This is a genomic window from Roseobacter fucihabitans, from assembly GCF_014337925.2.
GTDB classification, from domain to species: domain Bacteria; phylum Pseudomonadota; class Alphaproteobacteria; order Rhodobacterales; family Rhodobacteraceae; genus Roseobacter; species Roseobacter fucihabitans.
In genome coordinates this window covers 1420431-1443509 of record NZ_CP143423.1, presented here as the reverse complement: position 1 = coordinate 1443509, position 23079 = coordinate 1420431, and the positions used below count along the sequence as shown (strand labels likewise).

17 protein-coding genes and 1 pseudogene are annotated in these 23079 nt (G+C 56.7%); 7 read left to right on the top strand and 11 right to left on the bottom strand.

Annotated elements, in window-relative coordinates:
- Positions 1–297: 297 nt before the first annotated feature.
- From ROLI_RS07195 to ROLI_RS07145, 11 genes and pseudogenes are all read right to left on the bottom strand, one after another.
- Positions 298–1136: pseudogene (locus ROLI_RS07195) on the bottom strand (IS3 family transposase); the annotation flags it as partial.
- Positions 1137–1258: 122 nt separating this feature from the next.
- Positions 1259–1930: an isochorismatase family cysteine hydrolase gene (locus ROLI_RS07190; protein WP_187432271.1), complete on the bottom strand. Its 672-nt coding sequence runs from the start codon at positions 1928–1930 to the stop codon at positions 1259–1261.
- A gap of 68 nt (positions 1931–1998) precedes the next feature.
- Positions 1999–3570 (bottom strand): serine hydrolase, encoded by a 1572-nt coding sequence (locus ROLI_RS07185; protein ID WP_187432270.1) that lies wholly within the window; start codon positions 3568–3570, stop codon positions 1999–2001.
- 1 nt (position 3571) lies between these two features.
- On the bottom strand, positions 3572–4189 hold the full coding sequence (locus tag ROLI_RS07180) for a transcriptional regulator (RefSeq protein ID WP_187432269.1): 618 nt from the start codon (positions 4187–4189) through the stop codon (positions 3572–3574).
- Positions 4173–5201, bottom strand: coding sequence for an ABC transporter ATP-binding protein (locus ROLI_RS07175; protein WP_187432268.1), 1029 nt, complete (start codon positions 5199–5201; stop codon positions 4173–4175). Before ROLI_RS07175 ends, ROLI_RS07180 begins: the two co-directional genes overlap by 17 nt.
- Positions 5198–6178, bottom strand: coding sequence for an ABC transporter ATP-binding protein (locus tag ROLI_RS07170; RefSeq protein WP_187432267.1), 981 nt, complete (start codon positions 6176–6178; stop codon positions 5198–5200). Before ROLI_RS07170 ends, ROLI_RS07175 begins: the two co-directional genes overlap by 4 nt.
- Positions 6175–7065, bottom strand: a complete 891-nt coding sequence (locus ROLI_RS07165; protein WP_187432266.1) for an ABC transporter permease — start codon at positions 7063–7065, stop codon at positions 6175–6177. The genes ROLI_RS07170 and ROLI_RS07165 overlap by 4 nt, the downstream gene beginning before the upstream one ends.
- A gap of 9 nt (positions 7066–7074) precedes the next feature.
- Positions 7075–8007 (bottom strand): ABC transporter permease, encoded by a 933-nt coding sequence (locus ROLI_RS07160; RefSeq protein ID WP_187432265.1) that lies wholly within the window; start codon positions 8005–8007, stop codon positions 7075–7077.
- Between the two features lie 64 nt (positions 8008–8071).
- On the bottom strand, positions 8072–9640 hold the full coding sequence (locus ROLI_RS07155) for an ABC transporter substrate-binding protein (protein WP_187432264.1): 1569 nt from the start codon (positions 9638–9640) through the stop codon (positions 8072–8074).
- Between the two features lie 1229 nt (positions 9641–10869).
- Entirely contained in the window at positions 10870–12066 is a 1197-nt protein-coding gene (locus ROLI_RS07150; RefSeq protein WP_187432295.1) for an IS91 family transposase, read from the bottom strand.
- 10 nt (positions 12067–12076) lie between these two features.
- A complete protein-coding gene (locus ROLI_RS07145) occupies positions 12077–12949 on the bottom strand; it encodes a tyrosine-type recombinase/integrase (RefSeq protein WP_187432294.1) in 873 nt (290 codons plus the stop codon).
- An 845-nt stretch (positions 12950–13794) separates the two neighbouring features.
- Between ROLI_RS07145 and ROLI_RS07140 the strand changes: the two genes are divergently transcribed.
- The 7 genes from ROLI_RS07140 (at position 13795) to ROLI_RS07110 (ending at position 23071) form a co-directional block, all read left to right on the top strand.
- Complete coding sequence (locus ROLI_RS07140; RefSeq protein WP_187432293.1) at positions 13795–14994, top strand: ROK family transcriptional regulator; 1200 nt, start codon at positions 13795–13797, stop codon at positions 14992–14994.
- The gene (locus ROLI_RS07135; RefSeq protein ID WP_187432292.1) at positions 14987–16897 is read left to right on the top strand and encodes a TRAP transporter fused permease subunit; all 1911 of its coding nucleotides are present in this window, start codon (positions 14987–14989) and stop codon (positions 16895–16897) included. Before ROLI_RS07140 ends, ROLI_RS07135 begins: the two co-directional genes overlap by 8 nt.
- 37 nt (positions 16898–16934) lie before the next feature.
- Entirely contained in the window at positions 16935–17909 is a 975-nt protein-coding gene (locus tag ROLI_RS07130; protein WP_187432291.1) for a TAXI family TRAP transporter solute-binding subunit, read from the top strand.
- 73 nt (positions 17910–17982) lie between these two features.
- Positions 17983–19545, top strand: a complete 1563-nt coding sequence (gene betC, locus ROLI_RS07125) for a choline-sulfatase (protein WP_187432290.1) — start codon at positions 17983–17985, stop codon at positions 19543–19545.
- A gap of 59 nt (positions 19546–19604) precedes the next feature.
- Positions 19605–20555, top strand: a complete 951-nt coding sequence (locus ROLI_RS07120; RefSeq protein WP_187432289.1) for a formylglycine-generating enzyme family protein — start codon at positions 19605–19607, stop codon at positions 20553–20555.
- A gap of 424 nt (positions 20556–20979) precedes the next feature.
- Positions 20980–21867 carry a site-specific integrase gene (locus ROLI_RS07115; RefSeq protein WP_187431423.1) on the top strand — a complete coding sequence of 296 codons (888 nt, stop codon included), beginning with the start codon at positions 20980–20982 and terminating at the stop codon, positions 21865–21867.
- Positions 21868–21877: 10 nt separating this feature from the next.
- Positions 21878–23071 carry an IS91 family transposase gene (locus ROLI_RS07110; RefSeq protein ID WP_187431424.1) on the top strand — a complete coding sequence of 398 codons (1194 nt, stop codon included), beginning with the start codon at positions 21878–21880 and terminating at the stop codon, positions 23069–23071.
- Positions 23072–23079 lie beyond the last annotated feature (8 nt).

The following is a 23079-nucleotide window of genomic DNA, read 5'->3' as shown; positions in this document are numbered from 1 at the left end:
GCCACAAGCGCCAATACCGCGAGAGCGGTTTCGTCCTCGTCCGCACCTTACCAGTTCGTGCGCCGCGTAGCGAACGGCGGTTTTCCCGAACCGGTCACTAATGACCAGCGCAGCGAAGGTGCCAGAAGAGCCCAAGGCGGTCAAAAGAATCTTCGCTGAGTGCGCTCACAGCACGGTTTATGCTGCGACTGCACAACTCTTTATGCGGCGGCGCAGCTTAAAAACCGGCCGTTCATTGAAAGCGCCGCATGGAAGCGCAAACAAAGGGTAATACCCCATTTTAATGGGGCTCAGTCGTTAAATTCTCGAGGCTATTTTCTGGTTTATGGCGGGGGTCATACCACCGATGCCCATTTTCGCTCGCTCGTTGTTGTAAGCCCAGAGCCATTCCGTTGCTTGGTCTTGTGCCTCCTTGTCAGTTTCAAAGATAGATTGGTGCAGCCATCGCCCCGAACAATGCGATTAAAGCGCTTGATATATGCGTTCTGTTGCGGCTTGCCCGGCTGGATGTATTCAAGCCGGATGTTGCGCTTCTCAGCCCATCCCATCAGTGCGCCACTGACATATTCGGGACCATTATCGACCCGAATGGTTTGAAGTTTGCCACGCCACTCAATGACCTGGATTAAGCTCCCTACAAGCCTCTCAGCGGGCAGTGAGAAGCCCGCTTCAATGCACAAACCCTCGCAGTTGAAGTCGTCCAGCTCATTCAACGTCCTGATCGAGCGGCCGTCTGCCGACTGATCTGCTATGAAATCCATCGTCCATGTCTCGTTGGGCCGATCGGGTACAGCCAGCGGCTCTGGTTTGTCCCGTTTCAAGCGTCTCTTGGGCTTGATCCGCAGGTTTAACTCCAGCTAGCAGTAGATCCGGTAGACCCTCTTTTGGTTCCAGCTAAAGCCCTGCAGATTGCACAGATGCAGGAAGCACAGGCCGAAGCCCCAGTTCCGTTTGTCGGCTGTCAAACGCTCCAACCAATCCGCGGCCTCTTCATTCTCGTCGCTCAGCACAGGGTTGTACCGATAGCAGGTCTCGCTGATCTCGAACGCACGATACGCGAGTGCGATGCTGACCCCACGCCCCGCGACCGCATTTACGGCCATCTATCGCCTTTGAGATGGCCTCAGCGCCTTTTTCCAAGTGCTTACTTCAGGATCGCCATGATCCGCGCCACTGTATCGTCCGTTTTTCATTCAAAATCTCCTCAGATATCTTGCCGAGAGAATTCTACTTTTGAACACCACTAATTTTAGGGCGATTACCTCACGAAGCTACGAACGTCGTCGGATCTGACGACATGGCAATAGATCATGTTGATAATTTCCAGCTCATGACGGTGTAATTCTTCTGTTGCGGCGGCACAGCAATCCTCAACGACCAGTACACCAAAACTTTCGTCCGCCAGCGACCGCACGGTCGAGCTGATACATTGATCAGTAAAGATGCCCGCCACCACGACATTGCGGATACCCATGTTGTGCAGGATCAGCCGCAGGTTAGTGCCGGTCAAAGCGCTGTCCGTTGTCTTAAGCACGGTAATTTCATCCCCCTGCGGCGCAAGGTCGGGGACGATTTGGCTTTCGTCCTGGTCCTTGGGCAGCAGCAGATAGTTGAAGCCCGGTTTTTTCTGACTTAGCGACCGGTCTCTGCCATCTTCGGTCAGACAGGCGATGCGGGCAAAAATCACCTCAACGCCAGTGCGCCTTGCCCATGCGATCAAATCGGCGGTTCTGGGAATGACCTGACCGTTCATGCGATCGAAAAAGGGCTGCCAGCGGTTTGCCTCTTCGTCGGTGTTTGGTACCGCCAGATAGGTATTTTGAATATCCACAACCAAGAGTGCAGTTTCGCTGGGCACAAAGGTGATGTCTTCGGGTTCCTCAGCGGTCTCGTAGTAGAAACTGCGAAATGCGGTTTTCCAATCACTCATGCGGTGCCCTTTCCTGATTTGGCTGGTCCATTCGGACGTTTGGCTTGATTGCGCAAAGCGGATGCGCACTAGCCGTCCATCCTAAGAAACTCCATGCGCTTTGCCCGCCCGCCAGACATCGTCAGGCGGCCCCCATCGTTGTCTTTCCTGATGGTCAACTGCCGCGGCCACGGCCCGCCTTTGTTTTCAATAAGGCACACATCATCCTTCAGTAGTGTCATTTTCCATGCGGTGCCATGCGCGAAATGGCCCCGCAGGATCGCCTGCCCGCCTGCGTCTATCGTCAGCGTCGCAGGCAGACTGGCACATGTGTAGGTGCCCGGAAAATCGGCGGGCATATCCGTGGGCGCATCGGGCAGTTTTTGCAATGTAAGCGTATCGCCATTGATACGGGTCAGCGTGATGTGGCCCTGCGCAACATCGGACCAATCCAGATGCGTGTAATCACCCGGCAGGGTAAAGGCGACTTGTGCGGGTCCCGTGATCTTGTGGGTGGCCGACCATCCGCCCATCTCGACCTCCAATCCGTCATCGCCGGGTGTCAGCCGGGCGCTTTCGAGTGTATCACTGTTCAGATAAGTGCGGTCCTCTTTGAGCATGTCGAGCAAGTCGGCATCTGGAGTGGCATCCGGCACGGGCAGATCGCCCGGATACAACGACTGCATCACCTTGCGTGTGATCATCGTGGTGTCGGCCGTGTTGACGTTGGCAACACAGATCGCGCCGGTATCAAGCGCATCGAACATCACAAGATCGGTGCGATAGCCCGGCCACAGCCCGTTGTGCCCTCGCGTCGGCTGACCAAGATAGGGGCGATTGAAAAAACCCATCGCATAGTGACCGATGACGCCATTGGTAAAGGGGGTGACCCTTGAGATTTGTGCGACAAGCCCATCAGGATCAGCGCGCAGGTATGCGTACCAGCGCACGAGATCCGACAAGGTACAGATGATTGCCCCGTCGCCGTTCAGTTCGGTCGCAAAGATGGCCCGCTCAAAATGATCACCCTGATCAATGTAGTTCCCCGCTAGATTGGGAATGACGTCCTTGTGAGCCGGGGCATAATGCGTGGCGGTCATGCCGTTTGGGATGAACAGATATTCCTTCATCAGCGCGCCCAGATCGCGCGCCGTTGCGCGTTCAACCGCGCGCGTCACCAACAGGAAATTTGCGTTGGAATAGAGAAAATCCGACCCCGGTGCGAAATTTGTCTCATTCTGACGCAGGATCATATCCAGACTTTGCTCAGCAGTCACCGGTTGATCCAGACCCCCACCCGCCATCAGGCCCAGTTCCAGATGATCGCGGATGCCGGATCGGTTGCGCAGCGCTTGATCGGGTGTGACATCGCCCTGCACACCGGACAGTTCCGGCAGGTATTTCGAAAGCGGTGCGTGCAGATCAAAATCACCTTTTTCGTACAGGATCTGCGCGATCAAAGCCAGAAACTCTTTGGTCACCGACGCGATGCGAAAGGCGGTATCGGGCGTTATCGGAACCTGATGCTCGACGCTGGCCATCCCCTGACACTGCATCTGCACGTCGTCCCCTGTGATCAGGGCAAAGGCATACCCCGGCGTATCCGCGCCCAGTGTCGCGGGCAAATGGGGGGCGATTGTTGCCGCATCAATACGCGTCATTCTACGTGTCCTTTTTGGCGGAAATATAGCTGGAGAGGTGAAAGGGGATCAGATCAGCATCGGCATCCTGGCGGGTAAGGTTTGCGGTGCTCAGGCGCAAAACCTCATCTTTGAGATCCATCAGCGTCGTCTTGATCTGCTCAAACTGTACCGGGGTCAGTACGGAATCGAAATCAAAGAAGTAGCCCTTGCCGCGGGCGTGGTTTTCACTGGCGTCCAGCGCATTTTCCCGCGAGACAACCAGCATTGAAGCCAGATAGTCAGAGATCGCAGACACCATATCGACAGACACATTATCGGGCAGGTCGCTGTCCACATTTGGAAGCAGGTGCGAGAAATCAAGCATGCGACCAACGATGATGTAGTATTTCTCGACGATCCCATTCACCAGCGCTTCTGATGTCGGTCGCACCAGTTCAACACTTTCCAGCTTTTTCAGATGGTAATGTGCCTTGGGGCGGGTGATCCCGAGGCTGCGGGCAAGGGCCGCGCAGCTGGTCGGGCGTTGCAACAAAAGGCACATGCGATATCGCATGGGTTCGGCCAACGCCTTTAGCTGATCGACCGACTGAATATAGTAAACGTCGGGAATATCGGCGTTCTCATGTATGTCTTGCACCTTCGTCACCTCCATCTTCGGGGATGGTGGTATCGGTGTTTGCCTCGGGTAACCAGCATGCAACCATATGATTGTCTGGCGTTGCGCGTTGTGGCGGCATCTGCGCGCGACATTTGTCCATCACCTTGGGGCAGCGTGTTTGAAACGGACAACCGGGGGGCAGGTTTGATGGGCTGGGAATATCGCCTGACAAAAGCGTACGTTCGCGCCGCTGTCTTGGGCTGACTGCGGGGATCGCGTCGATCAGGGCGCGGGTATAGGGATGGCGCGGCGCGTTGAAAAGATCATCGCGGTCCGCCAGTTCAACCAGTCGGCCCAGATACATCACCGCAACGCGGTCAACCATATGTTCGACCACCGACAGGTTATGCGCCACAAAGAGGTAGGTCAGGTTCAGGTCTTGCTGCAGATCCTTGAGCAGGTTCAACACCTGACTTTGGATCGACACATCCAGCGCCGACACGGGTTCGTCGCAGATTACAAAGCGCGGTTTCATCACCAGCGCCCGCGCGATGCCGATACGCTGGCGCTGGCCACCGGAAAATTCATGCGAGAACCGATTTGTCAGACTGGGGTCCAGCCCCACGCGGCTGAAAATCTGCGCCACCTTCGCGTCCCGTTCGGCACGGGTTCCGATGCGGTGAATATCAAGCCCTGCGCGGACTGTTGCGCCAACCCTTTTTTTGGGATCAAGGGACGCATAAGGGTCCTGAAACACAAGCTGCATGTCGCGCCGCCGTTCGACGAGTTCGGCGGCCGTCTTGCCCGTCAGATCCTCACCATCGAAAATGATCTGTCCCGCCTGCGTATCGCGCAACCCCAGTATCGCCCGGCTGAGTGTTGTCTTGCCACAGCCACTTTCCCCGACCAGCCCCAGTGTTTCGCTCGCGCGGATGTCAAATGTCACATCCTCAACCGCTTTGACCCACCCGGTCTGGCGACGCATGACGCCGGATTTGATGGGGTAATAGGCCGACAGCCCCTTGATGCGCAAAAGCGGTGCGTCGGTCATACGTCCTCCATGGCGAGCCAGCAGCGTACTTCGCAGCCCTGATGTTGGATTAGGTCGGGCATTTCTTTCTCGCAGCGGGTCAGCCCATGTTTGACCCGCGCCTCGCAACGGGGGGCAAAGCGGCAGGCGGGTGGCATATCGGCGGGTTTGGGAACCGACCCCGGTATCGCGCTCAAGCGATCCGCCCGCCGCCCCAGCACAGGCATGGATGCCAAAAGCCCTTGGGTATAGGGATGCTGTGGATTTTCAAAAAGCGACATCACGTCGGTCTGCTCCACGATTTGTCCCGCATACATCACCGCGACCCGGTCGGCCATTTCCGCAATCACCCCCAGATCATGGGTCACCAGCACCAAGGCTGTACCCATCTCGCGACACAGATTCTTGAGCAGTTCCATGATCTGCGCCTGAATAGTCACGTCCAGTGCGGTTGTCGGTTCATCCGCGATCAAAACGCGGGGCCGCAACGCCAGTGCGATTGCGATCATCACACGCTGCGCCTGCCCGCCCGACAACTCATGGGGGTAGGACGACAAGCGGACCGCCGCATCCGGGATACCCACGGCGGTCAAAACCGAAATTGCTGTCTCGCGGGCTTCGGCATCTGACACGCTGCGATGCCGGCTGAAAAGCTCGGTGATCTGCCAGCCGATTGTCTTGACCGGGTTGAGGCAGACGCGCGGCTGCTGAAAGATCATCGAAATCCGATCACCCCGCAGTGCCGTTAGTTCGGCCTTGTCCATGGCCAGCACATCGCGACCTTCAAATCGGATCGACCCCGCGACAATCTCGCCGGGGCTGTCGATCAGGCGGATGGCGGACAGCGCGGTGATGGTTTTGCCAGACCCGGATTCCCCGACAATGCCCAGCACCTCGCCTTTGTTCACATGCAGATCAACGCCGTCGACGGCTTTGACGACGCCGTCGTCGGTTTTGAAGTGGGTTTTGAGACCCTGGATTTCGAGCAGTGCGGTCATTTCGACATTTCCTTGGGGTCGAGCACGTCGCGCAGGGCGTTTCCAAACAGATTCATCCCGAAGATCGACACAAAAATCGCTAGCCCCGGTGCTGCCACAACCCACCATGCAGTGCGCAGAAAGGTGCGCGCATCCACCAGCATTGAACCCCACTCAGGTGCGGGCGGTTGTGCGCCGAGGCCAAGAAACGACAGCGCCGCCGCCGCCAGAACCGCCAGTGGAATGGTAAAGCTGGCGTAGATCACTATTTGCGATGTGACATTGGGCAGGATGGTGCCGAACAATATCCGCAGATGCCCCGCCCCCAGCGCGCGCTGTGCCTCGACAAATTCGGCATCCCTCAGCGCGAGAACCTCACCCCGGATCAGACGCGCATATCCTGCGATACCGCCCACGCCCACGGCGATCATCGCGGTCCACAGGCTTGGCCCCAGAATGGCGATTACGGCCAACAGCAACAGGATGTAGGGAAAGGCCAGCAACACATCGACCACACGCATGATCAGCATATCCGCCAGTTTCCCGCCCGCCCCCGCAAGCAGCCCCAGCGTGATGCCGAAACTGGCCGCAATTGCGGTAGAGACCAACCCGATCAGCAGGGTATAGCGCGACCCATAGACGATCCGGCTGAACAGATCGCGGCCCAGCTCGTCCGTGCCAAACCAATGCTCGGCACTTGGTTCCTGCAACCGGTTGATCGGATCGATCTTGAGCGGATCATAAGGCAGGATCGTTTCCCCCATGATGGCACAAAACACCAATGTCAGAACAATGACGCCGCCGATCTGGCCCGATCTGTGCCGCATCAATCGGCGCATGGCGCGGGCGAAATTGCTGCGCTCTGGCGCGCTGAATGTGTCGGTCTGTGCAAGCGGTTTGCTGGTCATGGCCGGTCCTCAATCGTAGTCAATTCTGGGATCAATCCAGGTGTACAAAAGATCAACCACCAGATTGACCAGCACATAGGTGCCGGCACTGACCAAAATGACCGCCTGTGTAATGGTGAAATCCCGCCACTGGATCGCCTTGACGGCCAGCTCCCCGATGCCGTGCCAGCCAAAGATGACCTCGATGATGAACGCTCCGCCCAACAGGTTGCCGATCTGCAACCCGATGATCGTCAGAATCGACAGGAAAGCGTTGGGCAGCGCGTGGCGGAACAGGATGTAGCCTTCGGACATGCCCTTGGCCCGTGCCGTGCGCACATATTCGCGCGACAATACGTCAAGCATGGAGGATCGTGTGATCCGCGAGAGTGCCGCCGCTTCGATAAACCCAAGCGTCAACGCGGGCAGGATCAGTGACTGAAAATCGCCACGCCCGATCACGGGCAACCAGCGCAATTGCACCGAAAAGATAAAGATAAGAACAAAGCCAAAGAAGAATGCAGGCATCGAAATGCCCATCATGCCGACGGACATGGATGTCACATCAATCCACGTATCTTTGTAGTAGGCAGACAGCATCCCTGTCACCAGACCCACAACAATCGCAACCACCAGTGCGGCAAACGTCAAGATCAGCGTGTTGACATAGCGATAGCCGATTTCTTCGGTCACGGGGCGGCGGGTGCGCACGCTTTCACCCAGATCAAGGTGCATCACATCCCAGACGTAGATGCCAAACTGCTGATACCACGGCAGGTCCAGATTATACTTGGCGCGGATCTGCGCGATTGCTTCGGCGGCCTTGTCCTCGGTCACAGTGCCGGAAAAAAGCGCCGATACCGCATCGGTCGGGATCATGGCCTTGATCAGGAATGTTAGGAACAAAATGCCAAAGATGATCGGAAAGATCATGAGGATGCGCCGGATAAGATAACTGAGCATGGGGAACTTTCTGCCTAAGGAAACCCGGCCAACAAAAAGCTGGCCGGGCGCACAGGGTGCTCGCTTAGTTGGTGACCTTCACATCGCCGGGGAGAAGAAAGCCCATGTAGTCGATGTTGTAACCCTCGACATCCGCCTGCGTTGCAATCACCACCCAATTAGTCAGGATCGGGACTGCAATCCCAAATTCCAGCAGCACCTTTTGCGCCTCGGAAACACAGGCGTTGCGCGCATCGGGATTAACCGTTTCATCACAGCGCGTCAGCAGATCATCAATCGCAGGGTTCGGATCCAACTTTTCGCGGTGACCGGGAGAGCGGAAAAGTTCCGTGAGGATGCCTGCATCCGCAGAGGTCCAGCGCATCAGGTCCATGTGCCAGTCATCTTCCAGCAAGGACGGATAGAAAGCGCCCCAATCCGCAGTCTCAAGCGTTGCCTTGATCCCAACATCCAGCAGATTTGCCTGTACCACCTGCAATGTGCGCTGAATATGCGTGAACCCTGCGTAGCTCTTGATCAGGAACTCGGCGGGCGCGCCGTCCTTGTCGCGGATGCCGTCGCCATCGCTGTCGACCCAACCCAGTTCATCCAGCATTTGCTTGGCTTTTTCCGGGTCGTAGGGTGTGCCATATTTCGCCGCCACATCAGCGTCGAAACCGGGGATGCCCAAGGCAACCGGGCTGAGTGCCACAGAAGCGTAACCGTCCCATGCCGCAGCAACCGCCGCTTCGCGCTGGATCGCATGACCGATGGCGCGGCGCATTTTGGGATCGTCAAAGGGCGGTTTCTGAAAGTTGAATTCAAGAAACACAAGATTTGTCGCCGTCTCATCAATAACCGTTGTGAAATCCGGGTTGTCGATAAATGTGGCAATCGCATCGGTTTGCAGGATCGACCCGGTCAATTCGCCCGCTTCCAGTGCCGATTGTGCAACGCCATCTTCCGAGATGACAGACAGGACCACTTCATCCGCGTAAGGCGCGCCCTTGTTCTGCGCATCGGTCCGGAACTGCGTATAGTTCTCGTTCCGTGACATGCGGATTTCGCTCCCGGGGATCCACTGTTCGAACTTGTAAGGCCCGGTGCCGACCGGTGTCCGGCCATAATCCTTACCGGCTTCTTTGACAGCCTTGGGAGAATTGATCCCGCCCGTCGCGTCCGCCAAGATGACGAAAAACGGCGCATATGGTTTGGAGAATTTGAACACGACGGTCAGATCGTCCACGGCTTCCACGCCGGTCAATGTACCCATGCTGGCAAGGTTTGGTGATGCCGATGCCGGATCAAGAATGGAGTTAAAGTGGAACGCGACCGCCTCAGCGTTGAACGGTTCACCATCGTGAAAAGTGATGCCGTCGCGCAAGGTAAAGGTCAATTCGGTCTGCGCATCGTTCAACTCCCAACCGTCCGCCAACCATGGTTTGGCGTTTCCGTTCGCATCGAAGTAAACCAGCCGTTCAAGCAGAAATTCCGCCATCACGGTGTTCGCTGTCAAAGAGGTCGTCTCAACATTATACAGGCTCTCGGGGTCTTCCTGAAGCCGCAAGCGGAGCGTATCAGCCGCGGTGCTGGTGGCCAGTCCGAAGGCCATGATCAAGCCGAGTATCGATATTTTCTTGGACGTGGATATCATTTGTTTTCCCCTGTTGTTGATGGACCAGAACGTGCCGAAAGGTCCGAACTAGGTTCAGTAAAGGTGAGAGATATCTGACCTGTCAAATCATTTTGACTAGTAAAATCAATTTTTCACCGTGCAGAATAACAGGCTTTCAGTGCCAGAACTGATGGGTGCGAGAACGAGAAAGTTGTTCAAAAACGAAGATTTACGGCTTTTCAAAAAACCCGTGTCGCTAAAAAAGAGAGCCTGCCTACTGAAATTTCCCGCCTAATAAAGTGGCATTGATACTCCTTTAGGCACAATGGCTTGCGCCCTCAACCTGCAGTAGATCGCGCGACTGTCCCTGATCGGCCCGTGCAATTGCGCACAGCGCAGTGTCGGCGCACGCAATCTACTCAGTTATATCTGGTTGATTGCCGCGATCTTGATCTTTGGTGGTATGCGTTCAGTGACGGAGCCGTCCTTGGAAATCCTTCCAACTCACTCGGATTTGAAATCGTCCGCTGATAAGAAACAAAACCTTGATCATTGGCATCAATTCTTCAGAAGTAATAATTGCCTTGCTGGGTCAGCAATCGCTGCGGCGCGATGCTGAAGCTTAGTGCGGCGACCCTTTTATGGGACGCTTAGCATCAAAATTGCGACTTAGACACGGCCTTCAAAAACCGTCGTATTTGCGACTTAGGCGATCTGAGCTGCATCGCGCTGAAGCATGGTCTGCCTGCGCAAAGTAATGCTGCTTGAGAGAACCTCGAAAGTTCCAATTCGGCGTTGTCCCTCTTACTCGATTGTCGGTCCTGGCTTTACCGTATGGTAGTTTAGCCTTGCTCGGTTCCGCCGCTTTGAATGGCTGGTTCGGTGCCATCCGCTGCATCGCAGCAACAAATCTACTGCAAATACTAGGAAATGCTGCGTCAGCGAAGTGCAGAAAACCAACGGCAGCAACGTCTAAGGTTTGTGGCTGCTGTCAGCGCGAGCTGCAGCGGCGACAAATCCGACAAGGAGGAAAGCGCGGGCAGGTTTCGTTGCTATGGAGATTGTGCGTTACGGCTGTGGCAGTCGATATACCGATCGGCGGACGCTACGGCCCTGAGAGGCGCGGACCAGTTGGTCGTCTCGGTCTGATGTCGCTGATTGATCGCGTTTTCCACCATCATTAGCCAGTTTTGGCGCCGGTTTCATTAGACTGGCCGCAATGATTGGTCCGGCGTTCGCTTCATACGATGCTGGGTCTGATCGGTTTTTCATGCGGCCGCCTCCCATGGTGGGGCGCGGGACTTTGGTGTTTGACCCCGCAAGAAAGTCTCGATGATGATCATGGTGCCACCACATTTGGGGCAAAGCGGATGGGCGTCTATATTTTTGAGATCCTCATTTTCTCCCTCAACCGGCGTCTGTTCAGGTTCCGTATCAAGCAAACGCCTGATCTTGCTGATCCGGTCGCGACGGATACCATTGGCGAGGAAGCCCGTGTGACGGATGCGGTGGAAGCCGGATGGCAGAACGTGGATCAGGAAGCGGCGGATGAACTCGTCCGTTGGCAAGCGCATGACCTTCATCCTGTCTCCGCGTCTGATGCGATAGTCTTTCCACCGGAAGGCCACGGTGCCCGCGTCGGCACTGACCAGACGATGGTTGGAGATCGCCACGCGGTGGGTATAACGGCTTAGATAGGCCAGCACCGCTTCCGGCCCGCCGAAGGGCGGTTTGGCGTAAACGACCCAATCGGTTTTGCGCAGCGGCGAGAGATGTGCAGCGAAGGTGTCGGGGTCTGCCAGCTTTGCAAGATCGCCGAAGAACTTAAGCTTGCCTGCCTTGTGCAGTCTGGTAAGTCCTTCGAGGAACAAGCGCCGAAACAACTTCGACAGGACCTTCACCGGCAGGAAGAACCCAGAGCGACAGGCGATCCATCGTGTTCCATCTGGTGACAGCCCACCGCCCGGCACGATGATGTGCACATGCGGGTGGTGCGTCATCGCGGATCCCCATGTATGCAGCACGCTGGTCATGCCGATCTTTGCACCCAAGTGCATTGGGTCGGCGGCGATGGTCAGGAGCGTCTGGGCCGACGCCTTGAACAGCAGGCCATAAACGGCGGCCTTGTTCTGATAGGCAATGTCGGCGATCTGGGCTGGCAGCGTGAAGACCACGTGGAAGTATTCGACCGGCAGAAGGTCTTCCATGCGCGCCTGCATCCAGTCCTGTCCCGCAGCACCCTGGCATTTTGGGCAGTGCCGGTTGCGACAGGAGTTATAGGCGATGTGCTGGTGGTCACACTTGGTGCACGTCGCAACATGCCCACCGAGCGCAGCGGTCCGGCAGGCCTCAATGGCCGACATCACCTTCAACTGTGGCAGATTGAGATGCCCTGCATGTTCCCGGCGATACGCAGGTCCATGGGCGCGGAAGATATCTGCGACTTCCAGCTTGGGACGGGGCATTGGATCGGGGTCAGCCGGAACCAGCCTCCCGTCGCAACAACAAATCAAGCGGGCTGGTTACGTCCTGGATCGTTTTGGTGGCCACCTTCGTATAAACCGTTGTCGTCTCCAGCTTGGCATGGCCCAACAACACTTGGATCACCCTTATGTCTGTCCCGCCCTCCAGCAGATGCGTCGCAAAGCTGTGCCGCAACGTATGGGGCGACACCTTCTTCTTGATCTCGGCAAAGTCACACGCCACGCCAAAGGCGCGGTTGAACTGCCGTGTCGAGATCGGATCGACCCGGTTGCGACCTGGGAACATCCAACCTCTCGGGCGCACCTCACGATAATAATTACGCAACAGAGCAAGCAGAGTTGGCGACAACATAACCTGCCGGTCCTTACGCCCCTTACCTTGCTCGATCCGGATCAACATCCGGTCGCTGTCGATATCGCCTACCTTGAGATGCGTGACCTCGCTGGCCCGGAGCCCGCCGCCATAGGCAACGCTGAAAGCTGCGCGATAACGAAGACCTGGTCCGGGCGCGGCTTCAAGAATGCGTGACACTTCCTCCGCGCTCAGCACCACCGGGATCTTCTTCGCCGCGCGCTGATAGCGCATGTGACGCTTCATCTCAGGGCGCGGGCAAGTTGAGGCATAGAAAAAACTCAACACTGTCAGCCGATTGTTGAAGGTTGGCGCGCCAACGCCGCGCTCCTTCATATCAAGTTGGAACGCCCGCAGTTCCTCAGGCGTCGCGCTATCTGGGGCATGACCCAAGAACCCGGTAAAGTCCCGCATTGCGCGCAGATACATCGTCTGCGTCTTCGGCTGCAGCCCCTTGATCCGCATATCTTCAAGAAAACGCTGGCGAAGCTTCGGTACATATTGATCGGTCATCAGACCCTCCTGACATTAGATTGAGAAGGACCCAATCGTCAGACAGGTTCGTCAGTTCGCAAAATCCAAGACGCTCACATCAACGCGCAACACCGGCCACAAGCGCCAATACCGCGAGAGCGGTTTCGTCCTCGTCCGCACCTTACCAGTTCGTGTGTCGCGCAGCGAAAGGCGCTGTTTCTCGAACCGGCCATTCGTGCTTCGCGCGGCGAATGCTGCTCAAGAGCCCATTCTGTAAATTCGTTTTTTGTGCTGCGTGCGCTCGCAGCGCGAAAAATGCCGCGTGAGCGTAAAATCTGATGCCGCCCCGCAGCGGGAAAACCGGTCGTTCATGCGAGCCGCAGCGAAGATCAACGGTCGAATTTACAGGTTGCGGACGAAGCGGCCTTGTGCAGGTGCAGCTATTGCTGACGCAGCATTCTCTCGCAGTTGCGGCGTCAATCATTTTGCAGTGCGGCACATTTCACCGAACCGGTCACTCAAACGGTCCCATCCGGGTGGATCTGAAGCTGGTTTTTCGTTGCGGTGCGTTCCAATAAACTAAACGCGGGCGGAAGCGGCGACGTGCAGAAGCAGCTAATACTTGCGCAGCGTTTGTTCGCAGTTGCGGCAGATGACTACTTTTGCTTCAACCCGCGAGAATTTTGCAAAAAAGTAAAATAGCCTCGTCTGTCAAAGCTGAAATATCGGCTTTCGACACGACGCCTACCTCCACATCCTCAGCCACTTTGCCTCTCTGCAAGAAAGCCTTGATCGAATCTCAGAAATGAATTAATAACTAACATATGGTTATTAATTCACACTCCAGTGCTACTCCGGCTAGTTTGCGCAAAACACACCGCGGCATGATCCTTTCCCGCGTTCAATCAGAACCGGGCATCTCCCGCGCGGAACTGGCGCGGATGTGCGGATTTTCGGAAATGGCCGCGACCCGCATCGTCAGGGAATTGCTGGCAGCCGGGATCATCCAGGAATCCCGCGTTTCCGACCAAGACAAAGCCAAGAAAAAGCACGTTGGCAGGCCCAAGACGGGCCTACACATCGTAAAAGACGGGTTATTCGCGGTCGGCATCACAGTTTCAGCGTACCATTCTGATGTGTCGATCTGTGACGCAGATGGCAAGCTGCACGCCAGCAGCAGCCCTGAGAACGTCGCGTTTGACACCGTGGCTGATGCGGCACGTGCCTATGCCAGTGCCCTGCGCGATCTGATCGAGACTTCTGGAATCGATGTGAGCCGGATTGTCGGGGTAGGCGTGGCATTGTCCGGCAGAACCTTGCCCGACCGCGCAGAGATTGTGACCTCCGACTATTTCGGGTGGGCCAACGACGGTGGACAATTCTGCCGTGAGATTCAGAAAATTATCAATCTGCCTGTTGAAATTGAGAACATCTCGAATGCGCTGGCAATTGCGGAAATGCGGTTTGGTGGCGCGCGCGATGTGTCTGATTTTGCGCTGATCCATGCCGCGACCTTCGTTGGCGCTGGTGTGGTGTCGGACAACAGGCTGGTGCGCGGTGCGGCTGGTGTGTCCGGTCTTTTGGGGCACTTCCGGGCTGAAGATCGGCCGTTGACCTGTGTGTGTGGCCGAAATGATTGTTTGAATCTCTCTGCGACGGGATTTGGCCTTTTGTCGCGCCTGGGCAAGCTGGACCACCGGGCATTTGATACTTCAAAACTTTCGTTTTATGCGACCGCGTTGCTAAACGCCTTGGATGATCCCAAGGCGGCTGATCTGGTGTCTGAGGCAGGTCAGAATCTAGCACCAGCTTTGGATAGCGTCGCCAAACTGTTGGGACCAAAGAAGATTATCCTCAGCGGTTATCTTGGCGCGCATGATTGTTATTTCAATGCAGTCCGGCAAGCGCTGACCGATCATTTCGATTACGGCCCTCATGGATCGTTTGAAATCGTCCAGGGTACCATTCCGTCCGTGGAGGCCGCTGCATTGCTGGCCCTGCACGCTTTTTGCTACTCGGACCAGCTTGATTACGACCGGTTTGCGCTTTCGTCAGATCGCAACAAAGGGGCACAACATGGATAACGCGCTTTGGCACAAAATGCTGTCGGGTATTACCGCAGCGGCGGCGGTCACCTTGGTGGGTCTTACGCTTTATACGGCTTACTTTGGCGTTTTCCCGGATGGCATCCAGCGTAGCGCGCATTTGTTGCTTGTGATGATCTTGGTCTTTTCGATGGCGTTCCAAATGACCTTTGATCCAAACACCCAAAACGGAAGTGGCGCTGCGATTTTCCTGAAACGTCTCTGGATCGCTGCGGCACTAACCGGTGCCTTGATCGCGACGGGTCATCAATTGTTCAATTTCGATGCCATAAACGACCGCTACGGATCTATCACGCAGTACGAGATCGTATTTGGGGTGATGTTGGTGATTGCCCTGTTCGATGCCTGTCGCCGGACCATCGGGTTGCCCATCGTTCTGCTGGCCAGTTTTTTCATTCTCTACGGGCTTCTTGGTGCTTATCTGCCCGATCCACTGGCGCATCGCGGCTATTCGATCAAGCGGGTCGCCTCGCAGATCTATCTTGGCGGTGGTGGGATATTCGGCACGCCACTGGGGGTCAGTGCGACCTTTGTTACTGGTGTGGTTGTTCTGGGTGCCTTGCTTGAAAAAACCGGCGCAGGACAGGTTTTGATGGATTTCGCAACGGCTATGACGGGCCGTATGCGCGGCGGGCCAGCCAAGGCGGCTGTCGTCGGGTCCAGCCTGATGGGCATGATTTCTGGCACGGCGGTGGCCAACGTGCTGACCACCGGCCCTATCTCCATCCCGCTGATGCGCAAAAGTGGCTACCGCAAGGAAGCCGCAGGTGCGATCGAGGCTGTTGCCTCCACCGGTGGGCAATTGATGCCGCCCGTCATGGGGGCTGCGGCCTTTATCATGGCGGAATTTACTGAAACTTCATACCTGACCATTGCAAAGGCGGCGTTCCTGCCCGCGGTGATCTTTTACGCGGTCCTGTTGGCGATGGTGCATTTTGAAGCGGTCAAACGCAAAATCCCGATCCTTCGTGATGCGGATTCAGTGACGGATTGGGGGTCGATCCTTAGAAACTCCTATCTGCTGATCCCGCTGCCGGTCTTTGTCAGCATGCTGCTGAATGGCTATTCGATCATGCTGTCGTCTTTCTGGGCCATCGTCGCCTCGTCGCTTGTCAGCTACCTGAACCGCGGCTCGGCCCTGACTCCACGCCGGATTGTCGATACCTGTGTTGCGGCCGCGAATGCGGTGATCCCGGTGGCACTTGCCTGTGCGGCGGCGGGGGTGATCATCGGGATCATCACGCTCACTGGAATCGGGTTGAAGTTCTCTACGCTGGTTGTTGCCTTGTCCGGCGGATCGCTGCCCATCGCGTTGGTTCTGACAATGTTGACCTGTCTGGTCCTCGGCATGGGCCTGCCGACTGCTGCCGCCTACATTCTGGTGGCGACACTGGTCGCCCCTGCCTTGGTGAACCTCGGTGTCAGCCTGCTCGCCGCGCACCTGTTTGTACTTTATTCAGCGATGCTGTCCTCGATCACGCCGCCTGTGGCTTTGGCCGCCTATGCTGCCGCGTCTATCGCCAACGGTAATCCGCTCAAGATCGCGGTGCTGGCCTGTCAGTTCGGCATGGCGGCTTTTGCGGTGCCGTATTTCTTTGTTTATGACCCCGCCATTCTGGGGATCGACGTCACTTGGGTTCAGATTACCGCGTCATTCATCACGGCGATCTTGGGCGGGATTTGTGCAAGTGCCGCGATGATGGGGTGTTTCAAAGATCAGTTGAACATCCTTCAGCGTATCCTCTTTGCGGTCACCGCCATCCTCTTCATGAACTCGGACTGGCGCGTCGATCTGGCCGCCTTTGCATTGCTTGCGGGCCTCATCGTCTGGGCCACCCGAGCCACACCCCCATCAGCAGAAACAAACGCCAAAGCGGGATGAAACCCGTCCAAATCAATCCAACTAGGGAGACCACAACATGAAACTCAATCTAAAGACGGCCCTCTTTGCCGCCGCAACGCTCGTGACGCCGACACTGGCGCACTCCGCAGACTTCCTGTCGATCGGTTCCTGCCCTGTGACCTGCACGGCCTATACTTGGTCTGCTGGCATCGCGGACGTGATCAACAAGAACGTCGAAGGCGTTCAAGCCACGGCAGAAGAAACCAAAGGCTATGTCGCCAATATCGCGCTGATGCAGGCGGGTGAAATGGAAGCCTCCATGGCCACGTCCCTCTCCGCGTATGAGGCCTATACCGCCACGGGCAATTACGAAGGTTCCGAGCCAGGCAAGATCATGGCGTGGATGTCGATCGCACCCGTGGCGATGCACATCATTGCGCTGGAAGGCGGTTCCGTGAATTCGGTAGCCGACCTTAAGGGCAAGCGTGTTGGCATGGGCCAGCCGGGCGGCGTGTCGATGCTGGATGCCAACGTGCTGATGGCCAAAGTTGCAGGTGAGGATTTTGAACCCTTCCGCGTACGCTTGGGTGACATGGTTGACATGCTGAGCGACGGTAACATTGACGCCGCCCTGTGGAACGGATCGTTCCCGCTGGCACCGGTAATCAAGCTGAACGCGCAGCGCGACTTGAAGCTGATCCCAGTCGAAGATGACTTCTTTGAATCCCTGCGCGCCGATTATCCGCCTTACTTCCGCCTGTCCATTCCCGGTGGCACCTACGAGGACGTGACCGACGACACGCCAACATTCGGTCTGGCAAACGGTCTTGTTATCTCGGCGGACGTGCCGGAAGAGCGGGTGTACCAGATGACCAAAGCGGTTTTTGAAAACCTCGAAAATCTGGCGGGTGTGCACCCTGCATTTGGCAAGATGTCGGCAGATACAATCCTGAACGGTTTCGGCTCGCCCTTGCACCCCGGTGCGCTGCGCTATTACCGTGAAATCAATGTCCCCGGCATTGAGGAATTTGTCGCAAGAACAGGCGGCTAAGCCCGCCTCTCACGCCCATCCGGGCCGCATCAAAGCGGTTCGGGTGGGACCATCAAACTGCTAGGAACCTGCCATGTCGCGCCCCAACATTCTTGTCATTCAAGCCGATCAATTAACCGCCCTGTGCCTGTCGGCCTACGGCAAGCCCTATGCGATCACGCCCAATATCGACAAGATTGCGGAAAACGGCACGACCTTTAGCAACAGCTATTGCAACAATCCGGTCTGCGGCCCTTCGCGCGCTTCGATGATGACGGGGCGGTTGCCCTCGGATGTGGGTGTGTTTGACAATGGCGCCGAATTTTTACCTTCAGAGCCGACATTCGCGCATTACCTGCGCACGTTGGGCTACAAGACGACACTCGCGGGCAAGATGCACTTTGTCGGCCCTGACCAACTGCACGGGTTCGAAGAGCGTGTGACCACTGATATTTACCCATCTGATTTTGCCTGGACCGCTGATTGGGACAAGACGGATGAACCCTATGCGCCGTCCGTGATGAGCCTTTTGAGCGTCGTCGAAGCGGGGCATTGTGAACGCAACCTGCAGATCGACTATGACGAAGAGGTGTTCGCTGCCGCCAAGCAGGAAATGTACAATCACGCCCGATCAACTGATGATCGCCCCTTTATGCTGCATGTGTCCTTTACCCAGCCGCACAACCCGTTTGTTGCGGGCAAGAAATACTGGGACATGTATGAAGGTGTTGATATACCCGAACCCGAAGTCGGCCATATACCATATGAGGAACGCGACGCGTGGGCGCAGCGCTACTATCTGACGATCCGGCAGGACGAATTCGATATCACCCCCGAACAGCTTTATAATGCGCGGCGTGGATACTTCGCCATGTGCACGCACTTCGACGAAATGATTGGCGGGCTGATTGAGACACTAAAAAGTATCGGTGAGCTGGATAATACCTATATCTTCATCACCTCCGATCACGGCGAAATGCTGGGCGAGCGCGGCATGTGGTTCAAGTTCAACCCCTATGAGGCGTCCGTCAGGGTGCCGCTGATTGCACAGGGACCAAAGTTGAAAGCAGGCCATCGCGAGGACGCACTGGCGTCGCTGGTTGATCTCCTGCCCACTTTCACCGACATCGCCAGCGACGGCAACTTTGATGCCTACGCCGCCCCTTATGACGGGCGCAGCCTGTTGGATTTACCTAAGCGGGGCAGTGACGACGACAAGGTGTTTATCGAATTCAATGGCGAAGGTCTCTATGCACCTGCCATGATCATGATCAAAGGCAGGATGAAGCTGGTACACAGCCGAACCGATCCAAAGATGCTGTTTGATCTTGAGAAAGACCCGCTTGAGCTAACCAACCTCGCGGACGATCCCGCATACTCAGACGATCTGGACGCCATGTTTGCGGCAATGCAGGCCCGCTGGGACGAAGACGACCTTGATCAGCGCATCCGCGCCTCACAACGCAAGCGTATCTTTGTGCAGGACGCCATGAAACACGGGCGTTTCCCGTCATGGGATTTTGGCCCGCATTACGATCCCGCAAAGGTCTATGTGCGTGGTGGCAATGACCCCAGCACCACGGCCACCAAACAACGGGGGCGATACCCTTACGTTCCGGTCACGCCGCCACAACACCCGCGGCATCCTAAGAAATAGGCTGGCACATGACAGGGTTTTCCTCTCCAATTCACCGCCATGCGGAGCCTATCTAAACCATGAAACTATGCTGTTCACCTAGCCGACTGGCCACTGATGCAACAGCGCGGCCTGCGGCTTCATCTACTCGGGGCTGCGATGCCACACGACAGACCGCTGCCCTCGCAATTCCCGGTGGCCAGACGTATCTAGGCACCAACCGTCCGTATTTTCCGATCGACGGTGAAGGGCCCCTGCGAAATAAGAAAGTATCCGCGTTCCGCATGGACGCGACCTCGGTGACGAACGCCCAATTCCGGGCTTTTGTGTCTGACACGGGCTACGTTACAGACGCAGAACGGCACGGAGACTCGCTGGTTTTCCAAGGTTTGTTGTTAAAGGGCACGCCACCCAGTCCTGCCATTGCCGATGCCCCGTGGTGGCGGATGATCCGCGGGGCCAATTGGCGCGACATCTATGGGCCAGGGACTGCCGACCGTCAGATTGACGATCATCCTGTCGTCCATGTTTCGTCGAACGATGCGACCGTCTATGCCGCTTGGGCAGGTGGACGGCTTCCATCAGAGGCTGAATGGGAGCACGCCGCACGTGGTGGACTGGGTGATGTCTTGTTTCCGTGGGGGGACCGCGAACCCAATGACACCGATTTTCAGCCCTGCAACATCTGGCAAGGTCGGTTTCCGCATCAAGATCTTGGGCTTGACGGCTACGTCGGCACCGCACCCGCACGGTCATTTGCGCCAAACGGTTACGGCCTTTACAATATGGTCGGCAATGTCTGGGAATTCACGTCCGAGACTTTCAAAGTCAGGTCCCTCAAGAAGGAGGTGATCGCGGCCCATGCGGGCAAAAAAGGATTCCGGCTGAGCAAGGGCGGCTCGTTTCTGTGTCACCAAAGCTATTGCTATCGCTACCGCATAGCCGCCCGCAACAGCTGCTCTCCGGACACATCGACATCACATACGGGATTTCGACTGGTCTATAGAGCGGAATTACTCAATTGGATGTGACAGCACAAACTGCAAATTCACAAATACTTTGCCGACGACAACTTAATCCGTGTTCAGCGAATGCTCGGTTCTCGTTTTGCTGCCCACTGCCTGAAGGGCCGCTTATGCCTGAGCGATGCAGCAACGGTTTCGCAGCGGCCCGGCGGTTTTTGCTCTGCATGCGCACGCAACATTGTTTGCTCACTTCCGCTTTGGGCTCTCCCGACACTTTCGCCGCAATCTACACCAAAGGCCGGTCTCGGATGAATCGACTTTCGCTGCGGGCCGCATGAACTGATGGGACGTGCGGGACTTGGACGAAGCCGCTGCCGCGGCAATGGCGATTGTTGCGGGTGTTGTGCGCTGACTTTAGCCGTGTGGATTTTGAGATTTAACGAACCTGTCTGACGATTGAGGCTTCTCAATCAACGGACAGGAGTTCCCCATGACACATGAGAAGATGACCCCGCTTCGGGAGCGGATGATGGAAGACATGCGCATCCACGGGATGGGCGACAAGGCTCAGAAGGCGCACATTCGGGCGATCAAACACTTTTCTGGTTTTCTTGGGCGCTCGCCCGATACCGCCACGCCAGATGATCTTCGGGCGTATCAGTTGCATATGACCGATACGGAAGTGACACCGCCCACATTCAACGCGCGGATCATGGCGCTGCGGTTCCTGTTCGGTACAACCTGCAACCGTGAAGACATGAAGAAGTACATGCAGTTCCGCACGCAGCCACGCAGGCTGCCAACAGTGCTGAGTATCGAAGATGTTTCGGAGCTTCTTGCTGCGGCACCCGGCCCGGGTCTGAAGTATCGGGCGGCGCTAAGTATTTCCTATGGTGCGGGTCTGCGGGCATCTGAGGTTTGCAATCTCAAGGTCAGCGATATCGATAGTGACCGGATGTTAATCCATGTCGATGAAGGCAAGGGGCGCAAGGACCGCAAGGTCATGCTGTCACCCGATCTCTTGGACTTGTTGCGTGACTATTGGTGCGAAGCGCGCCCCGAGGGATGGCTCTTTCCGGGCAAGCCGAAGATCAATCCGGTCACGTCGAGGCAATTGGGTCGGGCGTTCAACTCGGCCAAACATCTGGTTGGTATTTCAAAGCCAGCCACGCTGCATACCTTGCGGCACAGCTTTGCCACCCATCTTATGGAGGCTGGAACGGATGTGCGGGTGATTCAGGTCTTACTGGGTCACGCCAAGCTGAGCACGACAGCGCGTTATACCCATGTTGCGACTAAAACAATCCGGGATACGCCCAGCCCGTTTGAAGCTCTCAAAAGGCTGAACGTACAGACCCGCAAGCGCAGACGGGAATAACCGAGGCCGGGTGCCCCGGCCAGAACTGGAGATTGCGGATATTTTCCGAAAGTTTGGTCCTGCGTGGCGGCAGGTCAATAAGGGCCATGTCAACCTGTCCCAGCTCAAAGTGATGTCCTCAATCGAAGCCTGCCGAACTGAGGCGCTCGGCGGGCATGTGGCGGCCTGTACCAAATGCAACCACATGCACATTGCGTACAATAGCTGCAAGAACCGGCACTGTCCCAAGTGCCAGAGTCCGGCCGCGCGCGACTGGATGGAAGCGCGCGCCGAGGATCTGCTGCCCGTGGAATATTTCCATGTCGTCTTCACGTTGCCTGCGCAGATCGCTCGTATCGCCTACTGGAACAAGAAGGCCGTCTATGGCCTACTGTTCAAAGCGTCTGCGCAAACGGTGATGACAATTGCAGCCGATCCCAAACGGCTCGGCGCGCGGGTTGGCATGACCAGCGTCCTTCATACGTGGGGGTCGGCACTTACGCACCATCCCCATGTCCACATGATTGTCCCAGGCGGCGGTCTGTCGTCAGATGGCAAGAGATGGATCGCTTGCAAGCCGGGGTTCTTTCTACATGTGCGGGTGTTGTCACGACTGTTCCGGCGGCTGTTTATCGAAGGGCTGCTTGCCCTGCACCGCGCAGGTGAACTGTCCTTCTTCGGCGATCTGAACGGGCTGTCGGACCCACAGGCCTTCGCCGCATATCTCGCCCCACTGCGCAAAACCAAATGGGTGGTCTATGCCAAACCGCCATTCGGCGGGCCCGAAGCCGTGCTCGCCTATCTCAGCCGCTACACGCACCGCATCGCCATCTCAAACAGCCGTTTGATCAGTGCCGATGCCAACACCGTTGCGTTCCGATGGAAAGATTATCGCTTCAAATCTGGTGACGGGCGATCCGTCATGCACCTTTCCACATCAGAGTTCATCCGCCGCTTTCTGATCCATGTGCTACCGGACCGGTTCCACCGCATCCGCCATTATGGCCTGCTCGCCAGTTCGACCCGTAAGGCTAACATCGCAAAAGCTCGGACCTTACTTGGCGCACAAACCGCCAAACAGGATGACCCACCAGTCGCCGAGGTCATCCCGCTCACACTGCGAGACCCATGCCCCGGCTGCGGCGGGAAAATGCGCATCATCGAGACCTTCCGGCGGGGCCAAAGACCACAATCCCGCGCACCACCCAGAAAGGCCGCAGCATGACGGGGCGC